The organism is Paenibacillus sp. 2003, from assembly GCF_031455635.1.
GTDB classification, from domain to species: domain Bacteria; phylum Bacillota; class Bacilli; order Paenibacillales; family Paenibacillaceae; genus Paenibacillus; species Paenibacillus amylolyticus_B.
Genome location: NZ_JAVDTB010000001.1, coordinates 1261788 through 1287231, shown reverse-complemented (window position 1 = coordinate 1287231; position 25444 = coordinate 1261788). Strand labels below are relative to the sequence as shown.

At 45.0% G+C, this 25444-nt stretch carries 17 protein-coding genes; 3 read left to right on the top strand and 14 right to left on the bottom strand.

Annotated elements, in window-relative coordinates:
- Window positions 1–25: 25 nt before the first annotated feature.
- The 3 genes from J2X75_RS05850 to J2X75_RS05840 form a co-directional block, all read right to left on the bottom strand.
- Complete coding sequence (locus tag J2X75_RS05850) at window positions 26–325, bottom strand: hypothetical protein (protein WP_310334933.1); 300 nt, start codon at window positions 323–325, stop codon at window positions 26–28.
- 140 nt (window positions 326–465) lie between these two features.
- Window positions 466–2235, bottom strand: coding sequence for an ATP-binding cassette domain-containing protein (locus tag J2X75_RS05845; RefSeq protein WP_310334931.1), 1770 nt, complete (start codon window positions 2233–2235; stop codon window positions 466–468).
- Window positions 2220–3074 carry an ATP-binding cassette domain-containing protein gene (locus J2X75_RS05840; RefSeq protein ID WP_310334928.1) on the bottom strand — a complete coding sequence of 285 codons (855 nt, stop codon included), beginning with the start codon at window positions 3072–3074 and terminating at the stop codon, window positions 2220–2222. Before J2X75_RS05840 ends, J2X75_RS05845 begins: the two co-directional genes overlap by 16 nt.
- 112 nt (window positions 3075–3186) lie before the next feature.
- On the opposite strand from J2X75_RS05840, the gene J2X75_RS05835 reads away from it, so the two are divergent.
- Window positions 3187–3777 carry a biotin transporter BioY gene (locus J2X75_RS05835; RefSeq protein WP_310334926.1) on the top strand — a complete coding sequence of 197 codons (591 nt, stop codon included), beginning with the start codon at window positions 3187–3189 and terminating at the stop codon, window positions 3775–3777.
- A gap of 327 nt (window positions 3778–4104) precedes the next feature.
- Here J2X75_RS05835 and J2X75_RS05830 read toward each other — a convergent pair whose 3' ends face one another.
- From J2X75_RS05830 to J2X75_RS05810, 5 genes are all read right to left on the bottom strand, one after another.
- Window positions 4105–5574, bottom strand: a complete 1470-nt coding sequence (locus J2X75_RS05830) for an Msr family ABC-F type ribosomal protection protein (protein WP_310334924.1) — start codon at window positions 5572–5574, stop codon at window positions 4105–4107.
- Between the two features lie 494 nt (window positions 5575–6068).
- Window positions 6069–7952 carry a beta-glucoside-specific PTS transporter subunit IIABC gene (locus J2X75_RS05825; protein WP_150367418.1) on the bottom strand — a complete coding sequence of 628 codons (1884 nt, stop codon included), beginning with the start codon at window positions 7950–7952 and terminating at the stop codon, window positions 6069–6071.
- 211 nt (window positions 7953–8163) lie between these two features.
- A complete protein-coding gene (licT, locus tag J2X75_RS05820) occupies window positions 8164–8994 on the bottom strand; it encodes a BglG family transcription antiterminator LicT (protein ID WP_215075086.1) in 831 nt (276 codons plus the stop codon).
- 292 nt (window positions 8995–9286) lie between these two features.
- Window positions 9287–10729, bottom strand: a complete 1443-nt coding sequence (locus J2X75_RS05815; protein WP_310334921.1) for a 6-phospho-beta-glucosidase — start codon at window positions 10727–10729, stop codon at window positions 9287–9289.
- A gap of 426 nt (window positions 10730–11155) precedes the next feature.
- A complete protein-coding gene (locus J2X75_RS05810) occupies window positions 11156–11986 on the bottom strand; it encodes an amidohydrolase family protein (protein ID WP_310334919.1) in 831 nt (276 codons plus the stop codon).
- Window positions 11987–12246: 260 nt separating this feature from the next.
- Between J2X75_RS05810 and J2X75_RS05805 the strand changes: the two genes are divergently transcribed.
- Both J2X75_RS05805 and J2X75_RS05800 read left to right on the top strand, forming a co-directional pair.
- Complete coding sequence (locus J2X75_RS05805; protein ID WP_310334918.1) at window positions 12247–13974, top strand: cellulase family glycosylhydrolase; 1728 nt, start codon at window positions 12247–12249, stop codon at window positions 13972–13974.
- A 131-nt stretch (window positions 13975–14105) separates the two neighbouring features.
- Complete coding sequence (locus J2X75_RS05800) at window positions 14106–15005, top strand: manganese catalase family protein (protein ID WP_091031094.1); 900 nt, start codon at window positions 14106–14108, stop codon at window positions 15003–15005.
- A gap of 186 nt (window positions 15006–15191) precedes the next feature.
- Here the strand turns inward: J2X75_RS05800 and J2X75_RS05795 are convergent, their stop codons facing one another.
- The 6 genes from J2X75_RS05795 to J2X75_RS05770 all read right to left on the bottom strand — a co-directional run bounded on the left by J2X75_RS05795 (window position 15192) and on the right by J2X75_RS05770 (window position 25304).
- Entirely contained in the window at window positions 15192–17174 is a 1983-nt protein-coding gene (locus J2X75_RS05795) for a sucrose-specific PTS transporter subunit IIBC (protein WP_310334915.1), read from the bottom strand.
- 26 nt (window positions 17175–17200) lie between these two features.
- On the bottom strand, window positions 17201–18676 hold the full coding sequence (locus tag J2X75_RS05790; protein WP_310334914.1) for a glycoside hydrolase family 32 protein: 1476 nt from the start codon (window positions 18674–18676) through the stop codon (window positions 17201–17203).
- Window positions 18677–18823: 147 nt separating this feature from the next.
- Entirely contained in the window at window positions 18824–19807 is a 984-nt protein-coding gene (locus J2X75_RS05785; protein WP_150367424.1) for a LacI family DNA-binding transcriptional regulator, read from the bottom strand.
- Between the two features lie 246 nt (window positions 19808–20053).
- Window positions 20054–21727, bottom strand: coding sequence for a ribonuclease J (locus J2X75_RS05780; protein ID WP_310334912.1), 1674 nt, complete (start codon window positions 21725–21727; stop codon window positions 20054–20056).
- A gap of 216 nt (window positions 21728–21943) precedes the next feature.
- Window positions 21944–23215: an L-rhamnose isomerase gene (gene rhaA, locus J2X75_RS05775; RefSeq protein WP_310334910.1), complete on the bottom strand. Its 1272-nt coding sequence runs from the start codon at window positions 23213–23215 to the stop codon at window positions 21944–21946.
- A 19-nt stretch (window positions 23216–23234) separates the two neighbouring features.
- Window positions 23235–25304 (bottom strand): bifunctional aldolase/short-chain dehydrogenase, encoded by a 2070-nt coding sequence (locus J2X75_RS05770; RefSeq protein ID WP_310334907.1) that lies wholly within the window; start codon window positions 25302–25304, stop codon window positions 23235–23237.
- Window positions 25305–25444 lie beyond the last annotated feature (140 nt).

Below are 25444 nucleotides of genomic sequence, written 5' to 3'. Positions count from 1 at the left end.
TACTCTATTTTATATTCATATCTCATTACGATTCTTCCGTATATTGAGGTTTGGACACGTTATCCGGAACCGTTTCATCGAACACATCCTGACCCGGATAATCTCGTACTTCTCCTTCATGAAGCTCATGATTCTCAAAATCAAAACGATGTGCAGACCGCTGATCTGCCCGCCATGGAGAACTTTTCCCGAGAGACTCGGATAACAGAGATGAACCGTAAGGACCCTCCGGGAATTCTTCGAGTGTGATATCGTTTCGCTGCGACTCCACCGTAGACACATCGGTATATTCTTGCCGTTCTTCACGCAAAAACTTATCTTTCATCGTTTATCCCTCCTGATCCACTTCAGATGATCAACGTCCACTTATTGTGAGCGAGGACAAACGCATTTATGCATGATCTTTGGAAAACACTGCGTTTAGGTTTTGATCCATTACCGGATCCATCACGATCATTATCGCCATCACAATTGGCGAATCCATATTAATAGTACAAAAACAATGAGGCCAGCGAGGCTAATCCAGGTATCACGTTTGGACCATACTAATAACGATGAACGTCCTCCGAGCATAGAGTGCTCTCTAACTTTACGCATTTCCATCGCAATTGTCATATCCTCTGCACGTTGGAACAGTGCCATTAACAGGGGAATCACCATCGGACCCAGGTCACGTATTCGAACGGTATTTGGTCTTAAAGCTGCCTTTCCACGTGCCCGTACGATCAGTGAGAATCGCTGCCACTCACTCCAGATCATCGGGATAAACCGAAAGATTAACGAAACAGCAAGAGCAAACGAAGCTACGGGCAACCTGATCTTTTTACCGATACCGAGTACCCAGTTAAGCCCTTCTACCATTCGCCCATAAGGTGTCGTCAACGAAAACCAAAGGCTTGCCAACGTGACGATAAACAAACGATACACATTCAGCAAAGTGCCCTCCGCCTGCATCAGGGAAAAGCCAAAGTGCAGACCTCCTCCTTCTGTTGAAAGAGTTGTCCCAGATAACGCCGTTGATAGGATGAAAAAGAAAAATAATGGCTTCATTAACTTCATACATCCAGCCAAAGTCTGACGCGGGAGCACGGCAAGTGCTGCTATTACCGGCACCAGTGTTAACGTCAATCCCAGCCAGCGCTGCTGAAGCATAGCTGCGGTGACCAGCAAAATATACAAAATCCATTTTAGACGCGGGTCCATGACGCCATATAATCCGCCTGAATGAGTCAATATGTTCGGAACAAGCTTTGGATCATCTTCCGTTTTAATGGACGACAGCATCAGTGCTTCTTTTTCATATTTCATTGAATCGTTCTTGACTTCCATCATTACCTTCCATGATGCTTCTATCGATTCGTTTTGAATCCCCACCTCAACTGACTTGGACTGAACAATACACTCAGCCATCTCTTCTGGCGTCATCGCGGTCAAAGGCAGCTCAAGACCCGCTGCTCTAAACTGCTGTGCCAGTCTCATCGATGGTGGCAGTCCGATTCCTGTCTGCTCCAGCAGTTCAGGCCTTTTGTGAAGTTCTCTCGGCGTAAGATCGGCGATTAAACGGCCTTCCTGCAACAACAATACTCGATCCGCACAAGGTAAGAATGTATCCAGATCATGGGTTGCTACCACGCCCCCACCACCTGCCAGACGATGTTGCTCCAATACATCCAGCAAAAGCCCGACACTTTGCGCTTCCAACCCGGCGCTTGGCTCATCCAGCAGAAGCCAGTGTGGATTGGTCACACTTCCGAGAGCAAGACCTAACCTGCGCTTCTCTCCCCCACTTAGAGCAAATGGCGACCTGTCCAGATGAAAACGTCGGTCCAACTCTGAGGACACTGGCGGGTCCCATTGCTTCAGTGCTTTTGTGATCTGCTCTTGTTGCTGTTTCTCTGAAAGTCGATAAGGACGCAGAGAATATGTGAATTCACGCTGAATACTTCGGGCAAACAGTTGTTGTTCCGGAAATTGAAACAGTAGTCCCATTTGCAATAAAATCGACTGCGGCACTTTTCCTTCTTTCCAGAAAGGTGTGCCATCCAATGTGATACTTCCTGCATCGGGCGGTCTTAGACCAGCCAACGTCTGTAGTAAAGTCGTTTTTCCTGAACCCGTACAGCCCAGCAGCAAGGTGATTTCCCCACTGTTCAACTGGACACTCACATCTTCAAGCAGTGCACGTTTGCTCGATTCCGATGCTTCTATACGTATATTGGTTAGCTCGATCTCCAATGTGCGACCTCCTTGGCCAGTTGCTCAGGTCGCAGTGGCATGGCTTCTGGCATCATACCTTTTTGCTTGAGCAATAACGCAGTTTTTACAGTAAAAGGAGGATCCAATCCTAACCGTTCACAGGGAGATAGCTGTACATTTTCCCGAGTAGCCTTCTCATTCGTCTCTTTTTCATAGTAAAAGGACTCCGGCTCCCCGTTGTAAACACAACGTCCCCTCTCCATAGCAATGATTCGATCACACAGGGTTGCTTCCTCCAGATGGTGTGTAATCCAGATCACCGTTGTCCCCCGCTGGGTAATCTTCTGAACGATGGCCTCGATACGGTCTCTTGCTCCCGGATCAAGCATGGCTGTTGGCTCATCCAGAATCAATATATCCGGTTTGGCTGCGAGCGCTACAGCAATATTAAGCAGTTGTTTCTGTCCACCGGATAATTGTGAGACCGCCTTCTCCGGGGGATATTGAAGTCCTACGGTATGTAATGCATCCTGCCTGTGCTCCAACTGCTCTTCTACAGAATCCATCAATGGTGACAGCGCAAAATGAAACTCCTCTTCAATCGTATCGCCTAGTACCTGTGCATCCGGTTGCTGCAATACACCCCGAACGGTAAGTTCATCCGAGGTATCCCGTACCCCTCCAGATAGTGGAATGAATCCAATCAGTAGTCCAGCAAGTGTGCTTTTTCCACTGCCATTCGCTCCTACTATACTAATCCATTCTCCTTGGTGCAGCGTAAGTGAGACCCCATCCAGTGCTTTTCTCACCTGACTACCTTCGGAAGCATAATGCACCCGAACATCTTCTAATGTAATTATAGGCAGGTTGCCTTGCATCGTAAATTAGTCCTTTCCCTTTCTATTTTTATGTGGTACGATCCTAATCGTCAACCACATTTATATAATTGGTTAACAATCATATTACCAAAATGGAGAGGATTGTTCAAACATGAAATTATCTTTGCGAGGTATTGTATTCAGCGCACTTATGGCCGCAATTTTAGTACTTTTTGGTTACATAAGCATTCCCATTGGCTTCTCCCCTGTACCGATAACATTACAAACCTTGGCTGTCATGCTGGCCGGAGGATTACTTGGTCCACTATATGGTTTCCTAAGCGTTACCATGGTTGTTCTGCTCACCGCTCTTGGTTTCCCCTTGCTGCACGGGACCGGAGGACTTGCGGTACTTCTTGGACCTACCGGAGGATATGTGATGATGTGGCCGATCTCCGCTTTATTAATTGGACTGTTGCTTGCACGAATCAATATCAAAGGTGTCACAGGATTCATTCTCGCTTTTGTTGTATTTGAACTATTTGGTTCACTGCTCGTGTATGTATCTGGTGTGCCTTGGCTTGCTTATGCTTACAAAATGGACCTACCTGAGGCCATGATTCAAGGGTTTTATCCTTACATTATTGGTGATCTGATCAAGGCTGTATTTGCTGCCATCATCATTGCGCCCGTGCGCATGGTTTTCCCACCACAACGTCTCACAGGTAACATGCATTCCACGGTTATAAAAGCGGATTCTTAATAGAAGCTACATAAGGTAACTGATCTGCCTATCTTTGAAAACGACGAAACCGCCAAAATCACTTTGGCGGTTTTCGTTACTTCTCTTCTTCTATAGATTTATTTTCTATATAAATTGAAATAAACATTTACACAAAACGGAGAGGACAGAAAGAACCTGAAGAAGCGAAGTGTTCGCCTACAAGCTTTCTGCAAGAAAGCTACATCGAAAGCATATCGCTATCGGATTTACTCCTTTATAAAAGGAATCAAAATAATCTGGGGATAACAGCGATCGGAAGGTTGTTCTGTCATCGTAGTGTCCAGTGTAAATGTTCTTTAGTTCAATTTATACAGACACCTGAATTAATTGACGCTCTGTAATCTGAAATTGTTGATCCGCTGTATTTTCAATAAACCTCTGATCATGAGATACATACAGAATCGTTCCTTCATAGGCCTTGATAAAATGCTCCAACGCTTCCAATGCATGCATATCAAGAAAATTCGTCGGCTCATCCAACAATAGAATGTTATATTGGCCCAGAAACAAGTGACATAATTGAAGACGAATCGCTTCTCCTCCACTTAATGTCCCAACATTCTTCAGCAAGTCATTGCCTGTAAACTGCATCGCATGCAACGCACTTCTGAGCTCTGATTCCTCATATTGCGAACGATTTTTCAGGAATTGTAATACGGTCTCTTTTGTCGTGAAACGATAGCTCATTTGCTGAAAATAACCGAGCTTTGCTTTTGGAGACATGGTGATGTGATCTCCAGCATGGAAAACATGGTTAAGCAATGTGCTTTTCCCGCTGCCATTGGCTCCGGTTATCGCTATTTTTTGTTTTAATGGAATTTGAAAACTTACATCCTCCAACAATATGTGACCTTCCACCTCAAGTGTAAGGCGATCAGCCATAATTGGAAATCGGTTGTGCAGCTCCAATGTCTTCGGCTGACGGAAGATCATTGGCCGAACCTGCTGTACCGCATTCACCTCTTGAAGTTGTTGCATTCGTTGTTCAATTGCTTTAGCAGCACGATGCACTGCTTTTTGACTGGTACCTTTGGATTTGGTTTCAAACATGCGGTTTGCCTTTGCCTTGGATTCTTTTTTGGACATGCTTCCGGCCTGCGTTATTTTTTCGGCTTTCTTCATCTTTTCCCGGGCGGCCAGTTCCAATCGTCTTTTCTCCTTCGAGAACTGTTCATGGGCCTGATTTTGCTGTTCACGCTCCAGCCTTTTCTGTACCTGATAATCACTATAGTTTCCGGAATATACGTGAACCTCACCTTGATGGATTTCCCAGATCGTGGTCACCAGTTCATCCAGAACCGCACGATCATGACTGATCAGCACAAGCGCCCCATAGTAATAACGCAATTCATCCAGTAAAAATGTAATGCCCTCTTGATCCAGGTGTGTTGTTGGTTCATCCAGTAACAGTACTTCATGATAATGAGTGAACATTTGAGCCAGTTTTAGACGGGTCTGTTCTCCGCCACTCCATGGTTGATCGTGTTGAGGTATGGCTAATTTACTGAGTAAAGCCCCATCAACTTCAATACTTTCGTTAGACTGGGGTGGTTCCACTTGTTCCAAATAACCAAACTCTGCAAAACGTTTTACCTTTCCGGCTGTTGGCTGGATCTGCCCCGTAATGAGTTTCAATAGTGTACTTTTACCCTGACCATTACCACCTACTACACCAATGCGATCCAGTTGATGCACAGCCAGTCGCTCAATGTTCAGTATTACTTTATCCATATAGGTCATCTCAACCTGTTCTAATTCAAAACATATCTTTTCCATATTCGCTACCTCCGAAATAAGATTTATTTCGTATCGATAGCGAAGCACACTTCTATCGATACGAGCTTATCGTGCCAGCTCGTATCAATAGAACAGTAACGTCATCATAGCGGGTACCTCCAGTAGTCTGTATTGAGCGCCTTTACCTAATTATTGCCCTGATTAAGATAATCAGAAGAAAAAACAAAGAATCACAGGCCACGGCCTGTGATTCAACGTAAACGGGAAAGCGAGTATAACACTTATTTTAAGGTCAGGATGATTGAAAATGACAGACTGATCCCGTTTACTCTGAACCAATGGTCAGAGCCTTTGAACGTATTCAATTACCGATTCAAAGGGAGGAAACGCAGTCTCATCGCATGTGTCATGTTCAATAATCCACCTTTCATTATCATGTATAGATGTACAAACCTAATTATAATTTTCCAATTCCACCATGTCAACGGAACGATGAAAACACTTCACCATCAGATTAATACATCAATCTACTCTTATTCCTGTCCCTTTCCGCTATTCAACTTCAATAGAAGCTCCTGGCTATGAACCTGACCTGTAGCCTGTGGAATTACATCCTCGTAGTTGGCTGAATTGGTTACTATAATCGGCGTTACCGTGTGATAACCAGCAGCCTTAATCTGTGCAATATCGAATTCAAGCAACAGATCTCCCGCTTGGACCCTGTCCCCTTCCTTGATATGGGAAACAAAATGCTGCCCATCCAATTTAACGGTATCTACTCCCACGTGAACCAATATTTCAGCACCGGTGTCTGATACTACAGCCAAGGCATGTTTTTTCTTAAATGCAACGGTAACTGTACCGTCAAAAGGCGCTACGACTCTGCCCACAGCTGGCTCAATCGCAATACCTTTACCCATGGCTCCCGATGCAAAGGCCGGATCTGGAACTTCCGATAATTCCACAATTGTTCCTTCGATTGGGCTAAATACATTTTCGTCCGAAGCATTCGTTGCACGAACAGGTTGTTCGGCAGATGCAGCAGGTTCGGTTTTTGTTTCTTCTTCAACCGGATCTTTAAAGCCCATAATGTACGTGAGTACAGCCGAAACAACAAAGGATACTACGATACCCAGAATCAATCCAGGGAAGCCTTGTCCACCTGGTCCGTAGAAGATTGGCAATGTCAGCAGTCCCGGTGCGCCGGATGCAAATGCCAATGTACCCGCTTGACCAATGATAGCTCCACCAACTGCACCACCGATAACTCCTGCAATGAATGGACGTTTCAGTGGTAATGTTACCCCATAGATGGCCGGTTCCGTAATACCGAACAATGCGGTCAACGTGGATGATCCAGCCAGCGTTTTCAGTTTTTTGTTCTTGGTTTTCAGCATAACCCCAAAAGCAGCACCCGTTTGAGCAAAGATCGAAGCTGTCGCAGCGGGTTTAACACCATCCTGTCCATACACTGCAACGTTGTTGATAAATACCGGAATGAGACCCCAGTGTATTCCGAAGATAACGAGCAGCTGCCAGCTTGCACCCATAACGGCTCCAGCGAGTAATGGACTGAATCCAAATGCGGCAACGAGTCCGGCTGCAATTGCATTACCAACGTAGACACCAAATGGTCCGAATACCAACAGTGTCAGTGGTACCATAATCACTAGCAAAAACAATGGTGTAACAAAGTTTTTCACACTATCGTGAAGTGTTTTATTAAAGAACTTTTCCAACTTGCTCATGACAATGACAGCTAAAATGATAGGAATAACTGTAGATGAATAGTTCATCAAAATGACAGGGATACCGAAGAAATCCGTTGGTGTTCCCTCTGATTTCAACGTGACGATGGACGGATAGATCAATGCTCCTGCAATCGTCATCGCGACAAACATATTTCCCTGGAATTTACGTGCTGTTGTAACCGCTAACAACAGAGGCAGGAAATAGAAGAGACTATCTGCTGCTGCATACAGGATCGTATATGTTGTTTCTGTCGTTTCCAGCCATCCGATATTACTTGCAATCAACAATAACCCTTTTAGAATACCCGCCCCCGCCATAACACCCAGAAGTGGTGCAAAGATGCTGGATATGATATCGATAATCCCCCCGAGCCCTTTGGCTGCTTTGCGAGGTTTTTCTTTATCTGACGAATCGTCCAGAATGTTACTGATCTGTCCAATGGCACTATAGACTTCAGGCACCTTGTTACCAACAACCACCTGGAACTGTCCTCCATTTTCTTTGACTGCGATGATGCCTTCTGTTTTCTCCAGTTTGGCTTTGTCTGCCTTGGCATCGTCCTTCAATACAAACCGTAATCGTGTTGCACAATGAACCAGCGATTCCACATTTTTCTCACCGCCGACCAGTTCTACAATCTCTTTGGCCAGTTTCTCTTGACTCATGATCTGCACCCCCACTTTTTCTCAAACAGGCCCTTTACCGATTTTTTTGCACGCAAAAAACCTAAGCCTTGAGCAAGGGGACACAATGGTCCTGACCTTCTCATGACTTAGGTTTTGCCTGCATAACCAGTAACAATCCCAGTTAAATCGTATTCAATTCCTGTTAATCACATATTATTATAATTAAACCATTTTTGTCAACATTTAAATATTATCGATTAACCACTCGTTCGATATGAACCGTCAGATACAATTTTTCTTCATTGGTCAGCTCATGGTTGTACTCTTTTTTGACAAACAACTCAATTTTCTCCGTACACGCTGCGGCATCCGGATGTTTCTCCTTAATCATGTCATAGAAATGATCATAGTTGTTGTCGTAATGCGTGCCGCTGAGCACACGCTGGGAAAAGAACTTCAGATGTGTGATAAAGCGAAAATAACTGAGAGAGTCCTCATCAAATTCCATTTTGAAATGATATTTCGCTATATTAATAATCTGCTGGATAAACTTCGTAATATTCATCGTTGTAATAACTTCTTCGTTCATCTCTGCGTTAACAATATGCAGGGCAATAAAAGCGGCTTCATCGGGTGGAAGCTCAATATTCATACGGGTGTTGATCTGTTCCAGCGTCCTCAGGCCCAGTTCGAATTCGGGCTTGTACAACTGTTTGATCTCCCACATTAATGCGTTCTTGATCTCCACGCCTTCCCGATAACGTTCAATCGCGAAGTTAATATGATCCGTAAGGGATACATAGATGTTCTCATTCAGCTTTCGGCCCAGATTCTCACGCGCATACGTGATGATCTCTTCCACAATTTCAATCAGTTCCATCGGAACTTCACGCAGCAGCATTTTGAAATTATCGGATGTCTGTTTGTTTTTCAATGCAAATACTTTTTGGATGCGGGTCTCGTCTACTTTATCCCCCGGCTTTTTCTTAAAGGCAATCCCACGTCCCATCACCACAAGCTCTGCTCCATCCGCCTGATAGATGCTAATGACGTTATTGTTGATAACCTTTGCTATTTTCACTTCAATCCCCCCGTCACGTTCCACTCTCTTGGCAGTTATACATCGTCTTTTGGGCATACAAAAAAAACCTGAAGCATCACAAAATAAACAAGACATGGTGGTCTGCTTTTTTTGGTGCTTAGGTTTTGCCTACTTCGAGTAGTAACAATCCCAGAAACGATATAATTGCGTCAAGTATAGCGCGAACCTGACTATATGTCAACGCTTTCAATGTGAGGACAATCGGAAGTTCCGTGAATTCAGGGTTCTTCCGATTGCTTATAATTAGAGCTAATCCGATTTACCTTTATGACTAAGCGTCACCCAGGTTTGTTCCGTTGGATTCGATCACATTTTTGTACCACTCAAAACTCTTCTTCTTCAGCCGTGTCAGCTCTCCTTGACCTTCATTATTACGATCCACGTAAATGTAGCCATAACGTTTTCTCATCTCACCTGAGGATGCACTTACAATATCAATAGGTCCCCAGCTGGTGTAACCAATGATGTTCACCCCATCCTGAATAGCCTCACCCATTTCAGCTACATGCCGTTTCAAGTAGTCAATCCGGTATGCATCATCCACTTCACCTTCCGGGGTAACCACGTCATTGGCACCAAATCCATTCTCAACAACAAACAGAGGCTTCTGATAACGATCATGTAGTTGATTGGCGGTTATACGGAATCCTTTAGGATCAATCGTCCAGCCCCATTCGGACTTCGCCAGATATGGATTGGCTACCGAGCCAAATACATTACCACTGGTCATATTTTTGATAACTTCCGGATCGGTACTAGTTGTACGACTTGAATAATAGCTGAACCCGATATAATCTACGGTATGATTCTTCAAGATTTCCGCATCACCCGGCTGCATAACAATGTTCAACCCGTGATCCTTGAAGAAACGTTTGGCATAACCCGGATATTCCCCACGTGATTGCACATCAATGAAGAAATAGGATTCTCTATCTTTCTCCATACCTTGGAACACATCTTCCGGATTGCAGGTATACGGATAGAAGCTTCCTGCCGCAAGCATACAGCCAATCATGGCACCAGGGATAATCTCATGACATGCTTTGACTGCCAGTGCACTCGCAACCAATTGATGGTGAGCAGCCTGATATTGAATCTCCTTGATGTTATCCCCTTCATTAAACGCCAGCCCCGCTCCAAGAAACGGAAGATGAAGCAACATGTTGATCTCATTAAATGTCATCCAGTATTTCACCTTGTCTTTGTACCGAGTGAATACCGTTGTAGCGTACGTTTCAAATCGCGTTACCAGTTCACGACTTCTCCAGCTGCCATACTTCTCGATCAGGTGTACAGGCACATCGAAGTGAGCTAATGTAACTACAGGTTCAATACCGTTTTTCAACAATTCATCAAACAGGTTATCGTAAAATTGCAATCCGGCTTCATTCGGCCGCGCATCTTCTCCTGTTGGGAATATCCGTGCCCAGGCAATGGAGACACGCAGTGCTTTGAATCCCATTTCGGCAAACAGAGCAATGTCTTCAGGGTAACGGTGATAGAAGTCGATCGCTTCATGCGAAGGATAGAACTCGGTAGCAAGCGGCGTAAAAGCTGGAACATTACCTTTCATAATGCTTCTGCGGTTCTCTCCTGTCGGTAGCAAGTCAACGATACTCAGCCCTTTGCCATCTTCCAGATACGCGCCCTCCGCCTGATTGGCAGCAATCGCTCCACCCCACAGAAAGTCTTTAGGAAATTTAAAATTTGTCATCATCATTCTCCTTCCAAATATGTAATTCAGCTGTCCGCTCAAATCGTTAGAAATATTAAAAAGACAAAATAATTAAGTTGAACTACACAATTACACATAAACGGAGAGGACAGAAAAAATCTGGAGAAGCAGCGCGTTCGCATTTATCACCGGATTTCCCCTTTAAAAAGGGATCAAAAAATCTGGGGATAACAGCGATTGGAAGATTGTTCTGGCCGCGCAGTCGTCACGTGTAAATCGGTTGTTCAACTTAAATACAAAAAACCCGAACCAGCCTGGATACACGATTACGTGTAAACAAGCCAGCTCAGGTTATGCCCATATCGGTAACATTCCCAGATCATGATTATGCGGATTGGATAAAACTTTAGCAAGAATCAGAACAGTTGTCAACTTCTTGAAACCGGTTTAGCTTCGGAGTGCCCACTACGATATTTGATAGAACGCAGCACATGTGCCGCCAAGAATCATCTGTTGATCTGATATAGGTAGGGCATTAATATGACTCATAATGAGACCGTATACTTCAGAATACGTAGCTGAAACGTTGCTCACGGGCCAGTCGGACCCGAACATTAACCGTTCCGCACCAAAGGCTTCTATGGCGATATTCAGATAGGCTGTAAAGTCGCTCGGAGTCCAATTTGCCCAGTCTGCTTCCGTCACCATCCCTGAAAGTTTACAGTACGCATTAGGTTGTGTGGCCAATGACTCAAGTGTTTCTTTCCAGGGTGAGAGTATACCTGATTTTATGTCGGGTTTGGCTAGATGATCAAGTACAAATCGCTGTTCAGGAAACGCCTTAACCAGTTCAACGGCATAAGGTAGTTGCTCCTTGGATACCAACAGATCATAGGCCAAATCATACTCTTTTAGCAATGAAATTCCGCGCTGAAAGTCTTCTCTCAATACATAATCCAGATCAGGTTCATCCTGTATGACATGACGTACGCCCTTCAGATATGAATTGGACGCGAACAATTCAAGCTGATTCCGAACTTCATCCGAACAAAGGTCCACCCATCCGACAACACCTTTGATACATTCATGCCGATCTGACAGCTGCAGAAGCCACTCGGTTTCTGTCAGTGATTGTCTTGCTTGTACCGCAATACATCCCTCAAGTCCTGATTGGACCAATAAAGGTTCAAGATCTTCCGGAAGAAAAGATTTACGAATGGTTTTCATCTCTTCGCCAATCCATCCGTATTCGGCGACATTGTATTCCCAGAAATGTTGATGTGCATCCAGCTTCATATTAGATCCCTCCCAGGGTATTTAAATCTAATTATCATTAAAAAGCAATCACTGATTTTCACATGATTTTTATTCCAATTGTGCAGGTATTGTCCAATATTAAATCATGATATAGTAAATTACGAAAACGCTTTCAGAATATAAATCGGTGGTGATTCCAGTATTAAACAAGTGAATTTTTGTTTGCGTTGAGCTCTATTTTCCCCCTGCTTAACCGCTATTCACGTTCAACCATTCTCTATTCGAAGGAGACTATATTAATGAAAAAAAACCGCAAATCAGTCCTATCTCTTACGCTTGTGACTGCCATGATTCTATCTCTGTTCTCCTCGGCTATGGCCTCAGCTGCAACTGACAACAGCGAACAGGCCAATACCTCAGCCGCTCCAAGCAAAATGCAGACCTATGTAAACGCCATGGAGCCTGGCTGGAATCTGGGTAACTCTCTGGACGCCGTTGGTGAAGATGAAACAGCCTGGGGCAACCCGCGCATTACGAAGGAACTAATACAATCGATCGCAGCTGAGGGCTACAACAGTATCCGTATTCCTGTGACCTGGGAAGCCCACATCGGTGACGCACCCGACTACATAATTGATTCCGCTTACATGAACCGGGTTCAAGAAGTGGTAAACTGGGCCCTTGATGCCGATCTCTATGTCATGATCAATCTTCACCATGATTCCTGGCGTTGGATCAGTTACATGGAGAAAGACCATGATAACGTGCTTGCACGTTATAACTCTGCTTGGACTCAGATTGCGGACAAATTCAAAGATGCATCCGATAAACTCATGTTCGAAAGTGTTAACGAACCACGTTTCTCTGAAGGCGGCACAACAGATGCAGCGATTGGATATCGCATGCTGGACGAGTTGAATACTTCTTTTCACAAGATCGTAAGAACTTCGGGTGGAAACAACGAGACACGTCCGCTTGTCCTTCCAACGATGCATACCTCTTCCGCTCAACCTGATCTGGATGAACTAAATAAGACCATTCAAAAATTGAATGACAGCAATATTATTGCAACCGTTCACTACTACGGGTTCTGGCCGTTCAGTGTGAACATCGCAGGTTACACCAAATATAACGAGGAAGTACAGAAGGACGTTACCGACACATTTGATCGGGTATACAATGCTTTTACAGCGAAAGGCATTCCGGTTATCGTCGGTGAGTATGGCTTGCTTGGTTTTGACCAGCACACAGGTGTCATTGAGCAAGGCGAAAAACTGAAATTCTTCGAATTTGTTGGACAATATCTGCGTCAAAAACAGATGACAACGATGTTATGGGACAACGGACAACACTTCGGACGCACAAGCTTTACTTGGTCTGATCAGGAATTATATGATACCATGAAAGCCAGCTGGACAGGTCGCTCATCCACAGCCGAAACGGACCTCGTATATCTTAAACAAAATGAAGCCATTCAAGATAAGAAGGTAAAACTCAATCTGAATGGGAACAAATTCAATTCGTTGAAGAATGGCAATACACCTCTTGTCAGAGGTAAAGACTATATGATCAAAAAAGATGTACTTACGTTAAAATCCAATCTGTTAACCAAATTGACAGCGTCTGGTGATTTGGGCGTAAATGCTACACTCACAGCTGGATTCAACCAAGGTGCTGACTGGAACTTCAATATTATTAAATATGACACACCTAAGTTGAACGATGCAACTGGTACAACCAGTGCATTTGCCATTCCGACTACGTTTAACGGCAATCAACTGGCCACGATGGAAGCAACGTATGCAAACGGAGAAAACGCCGGTCCACAGAACTGGACTTCGTTCAAAGAATTCTCCTACACATTTAGCCCAGATTACGAACGTAATGTGATTGAACTGAAACCTAACTTCTTCAATGAAACCAATGATGGCGAAGTTACGCTTAAGTTCCATTTCTGGAACGGAGATGTGTTGACATACAAAATCACGAAAAATGGAACCAGCGTTGTGGGCGTAGCTTCCAAATAAGAACTCATCTAACGTTCTGTTCAGAGCTTAAAGCTCTGGCAGAACGTTTTGTTTTTGTTTCACAAATGATCGAATAACGTACAAGTGCCCCTTCATACCTTTACACTAACTAGGATTGAGGGGGAAATGTCATGTTTAAACGTGTAGACCGTCTTGCCATCGAACTACCCATATCCAATAATCCGGACCCTAATGGAGCTAGTGCAGTTCAGGAGCTGCTTGGTGGAAAGTTCGGGGAAATGTCAACATTAAATAACTATATGTTTCAGTCATTTAATTTCAGAGGTAGATCCAAGCTGCGTCCCTTTTATGACATTGTTGCAAGTATTACCGCGGAGGAATTCGGCCATGTCGAACTTGTCGCCAATACGATTAACCTGATGCTTGAAGGTTCTACATCACCAGGTGACCCAGACTCCACACCACTGCGTGTTGGTAAAGACGCACGGATGACGTCACACTTTATCGAATCTGCTCAGACAGCGCTCCCTTATGACTCTATGGGAAGACCCTGGAATGGTTCGTATGTCGTGAGCAGTGGCAATCTGATCTTTGATCTGTTGCATAATTTCTTTCTTGAATGCGGAGCCAGAACTCACAAAATGAGAGTCTACGAAATGACGGACAACAAGACAGCCCGAGAAATGACTGGTTATCTGCTTGTACGTGGAGGTGTGCACGTTCTGGCGTATGCCAAGGCATTGGAGATTGCAACGGGTGTGGATGTAACAAAGATGTTCCCTATTCCCCGACTGGATAACAAGGCTTTTGAAACGACAAGAAAATGGGAAGCCATGGGCGAGCACCGCAGACTGTACACGTTTAGTGACAAGGATTATCAGGGCATTGCTCAGATTTGGAAAGGAACACACCCAACCGATGGTGGTAAACTGGAGGCTTTTGCCGGCTTGCCGGGGTATGGAGGGCCAGTACCTGAGCTGCCTGATCTGCCGGAAGAATTTGCGCCAGGGATATCCGCGGAAGATCTAATGCAGATTGCAGAGCGACTGAAACGTCACGCTGGTCTGTAGGATCACGATTAACAATTGTTTTTATAGGGCGTCGATTGGATAACCGTAAACTGGTGTTACCTTGTGTGCTGGAACTCTTTGTTTAATTAGATTATTGATGATCTGTTTTCTTTGATTTCTTATGGCGCACACAAAAAAGGGAAACGGGTGAGATGAATCTCTACCCGCTTCCCACTTTACACGCCTCTATTGTGGCTCAGTAAATTTCACTACAAGTACAGCTTCCCCATTGGCTTGAACACGACCTGTTGACGTCGCTGTAACAGTTGCTATCGCTTCGTTTCCACTTGGGATCAACACAGGTGTAATCACTGGCAGACCCGCAGCCTGAATGACATCCATGTCAAATTCAATCAACAATTGTCCTGCAGTTACACGATCTCCGCTATTCACATGTGCGGTAAAACCGTTTCCTTTTAGTCCAACCGTATTAATTCCGATATGAACCAGCATCTGTACACCTGTCTCATGCTCCAGAATCACCGCATGTTTACTCTTGTTCATGACATGTGCGATGACACCATCAAACGGTGCATACACCTTACCTTCTGATGGCTCAATGGCAATGCCCTCACCCATGTGTTTTTCCGAGAACGCCGGGTCAGGAACCTGCTCCAGAGCAACGACGGTACCGTTTATTGGCGAAGCGATTTCGAGAAAATCTACCTTAGGACGATTGCTTGTAACGGCATCGGTAACTGAATTAATACGCGGATTAGATTCCTCTGCTTTAACTTCAGTTGATGTTACTCCACTGTTTTCATGGCTCACCACTTCTTCTGCAACCGGTTGATCCTTATATCCGAAGAACCAGGTAAGTGCAAATGCAATCGCCATGGCAACTACGTTAGACAAGATATACAACGGCAGTTGGCTGTTCAGATAGAGCAGTGTACCGGGAATAACCGTTACAGCCATGCCTGTACCTTGCAGATGGAACAAGGAAGCGATAAAACCACCTACACCACCACCAACCAGTCCCATAATAAATGGTTTCATATAACGCAAGTTAACACCAAAGATGGCTGGCTCAGTAATGCCCAGAAATGCGGACAAGGAAGAAGGTAATGCGAGTGCTTTGAGTTTCATATTTTTGGTCTTCAGACCGACTGCGAGACAAGCCGCTCCTTGTGCTGCCATGGCACAGGTAATGATGGCGTTGAACGGATTAAATCCCGTTTTCTCCAGTAGTTGAATCTCCAGGAAATTAAAGATGTGATGCACACCGGTAACGACTATAATCTGATGGAAGAAACCAATGATAATACCTGCGATGCCAAACGGAAGATCCAATACGGCAGTTGTTCCATGCAGCACCCACTCTTCTAGAGAATGGAATACGGGCCCAATCGCGAATAGTCCAAGCGTAATCATGACTGTTAACGTAATAAAAGGAGTCAGAATTAAGTCCAGTGCCTCAGGTACCCGTCTTCTTAATACCTTTTCAAACTTGGCTCCAATCAAACCTACAAAGAACGCAGGCAGAACCGATCCCTGATAACCCACGACAGGTATAAAACCGAACATATGCAGCGGCTGTGCTGATCCATCTGCCACCGCGTAAGCATTGGGTAATGCCGGATTGACCAGCATTAGCCCCAGTACGATACCAAGCACCGGACTTCCGCCGAATACGCGGAATGCGGACCACGCTACAAGTGCAGGCAGAAACGCAAAGGCCGTATCCGTCAGGATTTGAGTGAACAACAGGAAATTGGCCGAGATATCATCCGGTGTTGCACCGAATAACGCCAGAATTTCATTCTGGGTAAGTAATCCACGCAATCCCATGAACAGCCCTGTAGCTACCAGAACGGGAATGATGGGTACAAATACGTCACCAAACGTGCGGATAGCCCGCTGAAAAGCGTTTCCTTCCTTTTTCCCCTGACTCTTCACATCATCCTTGGACGTTCCTTCGATGCCCAGCTTCTCAACCTCTTCAAAGATTCGATTCACTGTTCCCGTACCAAAGATAATCTGATATTGACCTGAGTTGAAAAAAGCGCCTTTCACCTTCTCGATGTTCTCGACCGTTTTCTGATCAATTTTTTCTTTATCTTTCACCATGATGCGAAGACGTGTTGCACAATGTGCAAATGATGCGATATTCTCTTTGCCCCCGATGGCATGAATGACTTCCTGGGCAATGCGTTGATTCTCCGACATGTTATCTCATTCCTCTCACGTAATACTTAATAATCCCATTTTGTTGTTTCAAAATCAGCTTTGCCTCCGCGTGCAAAGAAACGAATGTCCACGCTGTCCCGGCTTGGGAAAATGCGGCTGGTAAAGACCTCTTCCCCATCGTTCACAAAGATCTCGACCGAAGATGCATCTACGAACAGATGGAACTTAATCACGTCCGCAGTAAGTGTGCACTGTCGTACACCGCCATTCTGCTCTGCCAGCTTGGTACCAGACATCGTCCGATCCAAGACAACTTTCTGCTGAATTCGATCATATAAAAGAACCGTTTTTTCAGCTCCATTGGCCCGGAATTCGATGCCTAAAACCTGTGCATCTACATGGCTCATCTCACATATCAGCTCATAGGCAATCCCATTAAAATCAGTGAAAGATCGACTCTCATTGTCAATCGTTGCGCGAATATGTGTGCCTTTATCCTGCCGACGCAATTGCACCATCTCTGTAACAGGTTGTTGGATTAACTTTCCATCTAGGAGTGACAATTGCCTAGGAATGGTCAGGCAATGAGCCCAGCCACTATCGTCTGTCGGATACGCCAGGTCGGGAAGTCCCATCCATCCAACCAGAATACGTCTTCCGTCCGGAGCCTGCATCGTCTGCGGAGCATAGAAGTCGAATCCACGATCCATCTCCTGAAATTCACCATGTTTGAACTCTCTCGTCTGGAGATTGAGCGGCTCACCGATCAGATAACCGGACTGAAAAATATTCTGATAATGATCTTCCGCAGCATCTAAGCCTTGTGGGGAAAAAACAAGTACACCTTTCTCGTCCATCTCCATATAATCCGGGCACTCCCACATGTAACCAAAGGAGGTTAATTGCGTACGAATTTCACCAAGAAACTCCCAGTTGTTCAGATCAATTGAGCGATACAGTACCGTACATCCCGTCTCGTCTGTTCTCTGCGCACCAATTACACAATAATATGTGTCTCCTTGTTGCCACACCTTGGGATCTCTGAAGTGTTCGGTGTATCCGGCTGGCACAGACGAGATTACGGGATCATTCAATTTGGTTACTGAACCGCTTTCATCCATAACTGCCAAGCATTGATACGGATGTCTGACCCAAGCCTCATCCCTCGTATTGCCTGTGTACAGCAAGTGCAGGTTGCCGTCTTTTTCAATCGCACTGCCGGAATAAGCTCCGTGTGAGTCATATCTGCCACCCGGTTCGATTCCAATCCCGATATTTTCCCAGTTCACCAGATTGTTCGAGCGGGTATGATACCAATATTTCATGCCGTGTTCTGTTCCAAGTGGAAACCACTGATAGAACAGATGATAATAGCCTTTATAATATACAAAGCCGTTAGGATCATTAAGCAGACCTGTTATCGGCTGAATGTGATAACTCTGTCTCCATGAACATACGGATATCTGTGCTTCAAGCTTTGCAATCTCTCCAGGCTCTGCTTGTTCAATTCGTCTGTAGCGTTGCTCTCTAGTCATTTTCATAGCTGTTCTCCATTCAAAATGTAGGAACCGGTTCCAACGGTCACAAAAAAATAATTCCATATGGCATTAATGCCTGCCCGTGTTCGCATATCCGCATTGGATATTCATATTGGAACCGGTTCGATGGAATTATCATAAAGGATGTTTTTATAATTTGTCAACGCTTTCTCGAGGAATTAGTTCTACGTCCAGTGTTGTTCGTTCCTCCACCGACTCGCCTTTCACCAGACGAATAATGTGATTCGCCGCTACTTTGCCCGCCTGCAAATAATGATATTTCACAGTCGTCAGCGTGGGATGAATCATCTCCGTAATATCATATCCACCAAATCCGGTAACAGACAAGTCTTGCGGTATGCGGATTTTATTGGAGAACGCAATCTTCATCACACCCAGTGCGATATTATCCGTGGCCCCTACAATGATCGTTGGTGTGATCTCTTTCAGGATGGCTTCAGCGGTAACGATGGCTTCAGACATCTTAAAGCTTGTCTCATAATACTTCACTTCACATCCACCACACTCTGCGATTGCTCGCTGGAACCCTTGTTTACGATAGATCCCTACCGCCCGATCCTTTTCGCTAACCCCCATATACACGATCTTGCGATGACCCTGTTCGACGACGTATCTACCCATCTCATAACCTGCCTGATCATCATTGTGAACCAGACTATGTAGTTGTTCATGCTGCTGTCCCACCAGTAACACCGGAATACCGATGTCCTCTACTGCTTTCAGATGTGCTTCTGTCACTTCAGCAGCCAGCAGAATAATACCCGATACCTTCTGTCTAGCAAAATCATATATGGCGTCAATCTCGCGCTGCATATCCTGACTCGTATTAGCGATCAGCATCTGATACTGATTACTTCGCAGTTCTTCATCAATCCCGATCAATGTCTGGGATGTCGCAAAAGAATCGAGTCGTGGCACAACCGTGCCGATAATACTGGTTTTCTTGGCCTTTAAACTCTGTGCAAATGTGTTGGGAACATAATTGTATTGTTTGATAATGCGCTCAATTTTCTGGCGTGTATCCTCACTAACCGATCCGCCATTCAGAAAGCGAGAGACGGTGCTTTTTGCCACACCTGCCATCTGAGCGATATCAGAAATCGTTTTATTCATAAAGACTCCTCTTATTTTCATTAACTGTTTTACCTTTTATTATACTTCGATCGCAAACCCATGGCGAATTTGATTCAACTCCGTGTATTGTACATCGTGTTGTTTAACTCCGATGAAATAGCAAAAGCCCGATGGCAATGTGACGTTCATACAGAAGTATGATCCCACATTCATCAGGCTGTTAAGCTTTCATATACACTTTATGCTCAGATCACTAACACAAAAACACTCGCTACTTCCGATAACTCAAACTTCAATAATAATAGGCAAGATCATGGGTCTTCGCTTTGTTTGAGCATAGATATAGTGGCCGATATCATCCTTCAGCTTTCTTTTCATCACATTCCACTGATTCACACCCGCACCGGTTAACTCATCCATCCTGCTTAGAACCAATCCATGGATTTCCTTCATAAATTCTTCCGAATCCTTCACAAACACAAACCCCCTGGAGATGATTTCGGGTGATGCCACCATCTGTTTCTCCGTCTTGCTCAGTGTAGTGACAATCACCAGCATCCCGTCAGAGGATAATTGCCTGCGATCACGCAGTACAATATTACCTACGTCGCCGATGATCAGACCATCCACGAGACTGTTCCCCGATGTTATTTTGGGACCATGAGAAGCCACGCCGTCTTTGTATTGAACCATATCTCCGTTATTCACAATAAAGACATGATCACGCTCTATACCTACGGACTCGGCAAGCAGTCTGTGCTGGTACAACATGCGGAACTCCCCATGGATTGGTATCAGATAATCCGGTTTCATGAGTGTCAGCATCAATTTAAGTTCTTCCTGACTCCCGTGCCCAGACACGTGCATCCCTGCTGCACCACTTGAACCGTAAATTACGCGTGCACCCAGAACATACAGATTATCAATGACATGAGCCAAATTGCGTTCATTGCCCGGAATCGCACCAGCTGCAATAATAACGGTATCTCCAGCCTCCACTCTTAAATGAGGATGTTTGCCTGTTGCCAATCGAGACAGTGCAGCCATGGCCTCACCTTGACTTCCAGTACATAATATAACCACTTGATCAGGTGGATACTGATTGGCGTCTATGGCATCAATTAACAATCCGTCGGGAACTTGCAAATAACCCAATTCACTCGCAACCGATACCACGTTCACCATACTTCGACCCAGCAGTGCAAGTTTGCGCCCTGTCTCGAATGCTGCATTGACAATCTGTTGTACCCTGCTGACATTTGATGCAAAGGTGGAAATAAACACTTTTTCTTTTGCGCGAATGAAAGCATCCAGAATGTGATCTCCAACTACACGTTCAGATGGTGTGAATCCAGGTCTTTCGGCGTTGGTACTCTCGGAGAGCAAAACATGAACACCCTGTTTTCCTATCTCTGCCATCCGATGGAGATCCGGGAATGGTCCGCTAACCGGAGACATATCAAATTTGAAATCCCCGGTATGTACCACATTACCGACTGGTGTCTGGAAGAAAATCCCTAGACAGTCCGGAATACTATGACTGGTTGCAAAGAAGGAAACCTCGATACTTCCCAGTGTAATGGTAGACTTGGCATCGATCGTATTCAAGTCAGCCTTGCGCAGCAGGCCATGCTCTTTCAGTTTAAGTTCAATTAATCCGCGTGTAAGTCTGGAAGCATATACAGGGATGTTCATTTGTTTTAATAAATAGGGAATGCCTCCGATATGATCTTCATGTCCGTGAGTAACTACAAGAGCCTTCACTTTATCCAGATTCTCCAACAGATAGGTTACATCCGGGATGATCAGATCAATCCCCGGCAAGGTCTCATCCGGAAATTTCGAACCACAGTCAATCACGATAATATCCTGATTATACTGAATAAAATACATATTCTTTCCTATTTCATTCACGCCGCCAAGTGCAGCAATGTACAGTTTGTTATGGGCTAGATTCAACGCTATTACTCCTCCTTTGCGTGCAAACTTGTGCAATACGGATTCAATGTTCCTAGTATGGAAGTAATCGCCCTACTTAATTCATTTCAGATTAATTATGCCAAAAAAACCACCACGGAAATTTCGTTCCGCAGTGGTTAATAAAATGTTGCCTTTAAATTATGAAGCATGCAATGTTTATTTCACGACTATTTCGTATACGAAAATTAAATGCGCTTACACCAATGATTTATCACGCTGTAGTAATACGTCTTGTTCATAGGTTTTGATATCGGTGATCCACTTTTCACGGACTGGAACGCCTTGCTGAGCACAATAGTAGTCCCAGATCGCGCCAAATGGATAGGATTTGAACTCTTCCGTTAAGGCAAGGCGCAACGTGTAATCCCCTTCCAACTCGGCTTGTTTCAAGGCATCCACCGGTTCCAGCATCGCACGGAGAAGGGCTTTGATCGTGTTGCGAGTACCCACAACCCATGCAGCTGCACGATTAATACTTGCATCAAAGAAATCCAGTCCAATATGTGTGGTCGCAAGCAGATCATGTCGAACCAGTTCACGGGCTATTTCCAGCAGCTCATCGTCCATGATTACCACATGGTCACTATCCCAACGCATCGGGCGGCTTACGTGAAGCAGGATGCCACTTGTAAACAATGACAAGGACGACAGTTTATTGGAAATCACCTCTGTTGGATGGAAATGACCCGCATCAAGACAGATCAACGTATCATTTTGCAAACCGTAACCCATATAAAATTCATGAGAACCTACCACATATGCTTCCGAACCCAGACCAAACAGCTTACTCTCTACCGCGTCCAGGTTGTGCTCCGGGTTAAGTGATTCGGCGAATACTTCATCCAGCGATTCTTTGAGACGTTTGCGTGGTGTCAACCGATCAACCGGATTATCCTTGAATCCGTCCGGTACCCATACATTGGTTACACAAGTCTGACCAAGCTGTTCCCCGAAGTAAGCACCAATCCGGCGGGATGCCTTACAGTGATCAATCCAGAACTTGCGAATTTCAGGGTCTGGATGACTGAGCGTGAACCCGTCACTTGATTTTTCATGGGAAAAACATGTTGGGTTGAAGTCCAGACCGAGTCCTTGTTCTTTGGCCCACTTCACCCAGTTCTCATAATGCTTTGGCTCAATCTGATCCAGTTCAACCTGCTCGTCTGTATCCGTGTAAATCGCGTGCAGATTGACCTTGTGTTTGCCGGGAATCAGTGCAAAAGCTTGCTCCAGATCGTTACGAAGTTCTGCTGGTGTGGTCGCAGCCCCCGGATATTGACCTGTAACGGAAATACCCCCTGTTAACTCTCCATCTTTATTCAGAAAACCTTTGACATCATCGCCTTGCCAGCAGTGTACGGATACTTTGATCTCCGCGAGTTTGTTCAGCACCTCGTCCGTATCTATTCCGTGTTGGGCATACAATGCCTTGGCTGCTTCATACGCTTGCTTGACTTGGTTATCCATCCGCAAGAACCCTCCTATTTTAACGTGTAAATGCTGCCGGTACACCGCCATCAATGGTCATCATGCAACCGGTTGTTTTTTCGGATTTCGAAGAAGCAAAGAATGCAATTCCTTCCGCAATATCTCTTGGATAGATATTCACGAGCAATGTCGTCCGTTTGCGATAATACTCTTCCAATTGATCCGGTTCAATTCCATATGCAGCTGCTCGTTCATTTCTCCAGGAACCGTTCCAGATTGCTGAACCCTGTAGAATGGCATCTGGAAGAATCGTGTTGACACGAATGCCATACTCTCCACCTTCTGCTGCAATACAACGTGCCAGATGTGCTTCCAGCGCTTTCGCTGAGCTGTAAGCAGAAGCACTTTTACCTGCATACACCGAGTTCTTGGAACCGATAAATACCATGCTTCCCCCAATACCCTGCTGTTTCATCAGCTTGAACGCTTCACGAGCCACAAGGAAATACCCTGTACCCAGTACATTCATGTTCAGGTTCCATTCCTTCAGGGACGTTTCGTCAAATGGGCTTGATGTCGCTAGTCCCGCATTGTTCACGATGATATCCACTCCGCCATATTGCACCACAACATCTGCATACGCAGATTGAACGGCTTCCTCATCGGTTACGTCCATTTTCAGCGCATAAGCACGGTTCGCACCGTATTGATCATTAATTTCCTGTGCTACCTTCTGTGCGCCCTCCAGGTTGAGATCAGCAAGCACCACATGTGCGCCTTCAGATACCAATCTGCGTGCTGTTTCACTTCCGATACCACCTGCGCCGCCTGTGATAAACGCCACTTTGCGGGAGAATTCGGTTTCGGCCGGAGCCAGAGACAATTTATACAATTCCAGCGGCCAGTACTCCACATTGTAAGACTCGTTTGCGCTGAGTGATACAAATTGACCCAAGCTAGTAGCTCCACGCATAACAGCAATCGCTCTGTGATACAACGCTCCGCTTACTTGGGAAAGCGCCCAGCTCTTGCCTGTGTTGATCATGCCCACACCTGGAATGAGGATAACGCGCGGTGCCGCTTCGAACATGACATCACCTTCGTTTTTGTTGCTCTCAAAATACTGTTGATATTGCTCTTTGTAAGCAGCCACACCTTCTACCAGCTTGGCTTTTAAGCCTTCGATATCTTCGGCATCCGGTGTCCAATCGATGAACAGAGGTACCACTTTGGTATGTACCAGATGATCCGGGCAAGCTGCACCCACCTGAGACAATTCCGGGGAATCTGCTCCGCCCACAAAAGTAAGTACGTCCTCTTGATCATCAAAGGATAAAATCATTTTTTTACTATCCGATACCGCTCCACGAATCGTTGGCATCACACGTGATACGATCTGACGACGAACATCAGCGGCAAGTGCCGGGTGTTTCACACCACCAAATAAACTTTCTTCGTTCACTCGTGCTTCGATGAAAGCTTCTGCTTCATTGATAATCTTGATCGTTTGAGCGTAACATTCCTCGGATGTTTCACCCCAAGTGACAAGTCCGTGTTTTTCCATCAGTACGAGTTCGGCATCGGGATTCGAGAATACGCTTTCAGCAATCATTTTAGATAACGTAAACCCTGGACGTACGTAAGGCACCCATACAAATCGATCACCGTAGATCTCTTTCGCCAATTCCTTGCCGTTATGCGCACAACACAGGCTGATAATCGCATCCGGGTGTGTATGATCCACATGTTTATATGGAAGGAACGCATGCAGCAGAGTCTCGATGGAGGCACGCGGGTGCTTGGCATCAATCATGCAATGTCCCAGATATTCAACCATCTCTTCATCCGACATGGATTCACGTTCAATTAATGGTCGAATGTCTTCAAGCCCAAGTCCGGTAAAATGTTTCGCTTCCATGGAACCCAGATCAGAGCCGCTTCCCTTCACATACATTACTTCTACATCACGACCACGAAAATCCTTCACTGTCGTTTTGGTAGACGTATTACCACCGTAGATGTTACATACACTGCGATCAGATCCAATCAGATTGGATCGGTAAACCAACTGCTCAAGTCCTGTTGTTTTCTCAGATGCCTGCGATGCATTCCATAAACTCTGTACCATTTGTTTCCCTCCGATAATGTTTGTTTTATTCCTAATCCGAGTTTAACATCTTTGTTTTATTTTGAAAACAAAATATTTTAAAACAAAACGGAAATATTCAAAAGCCATCATAGATTGAGCTATTTTATTAAAAAAACACC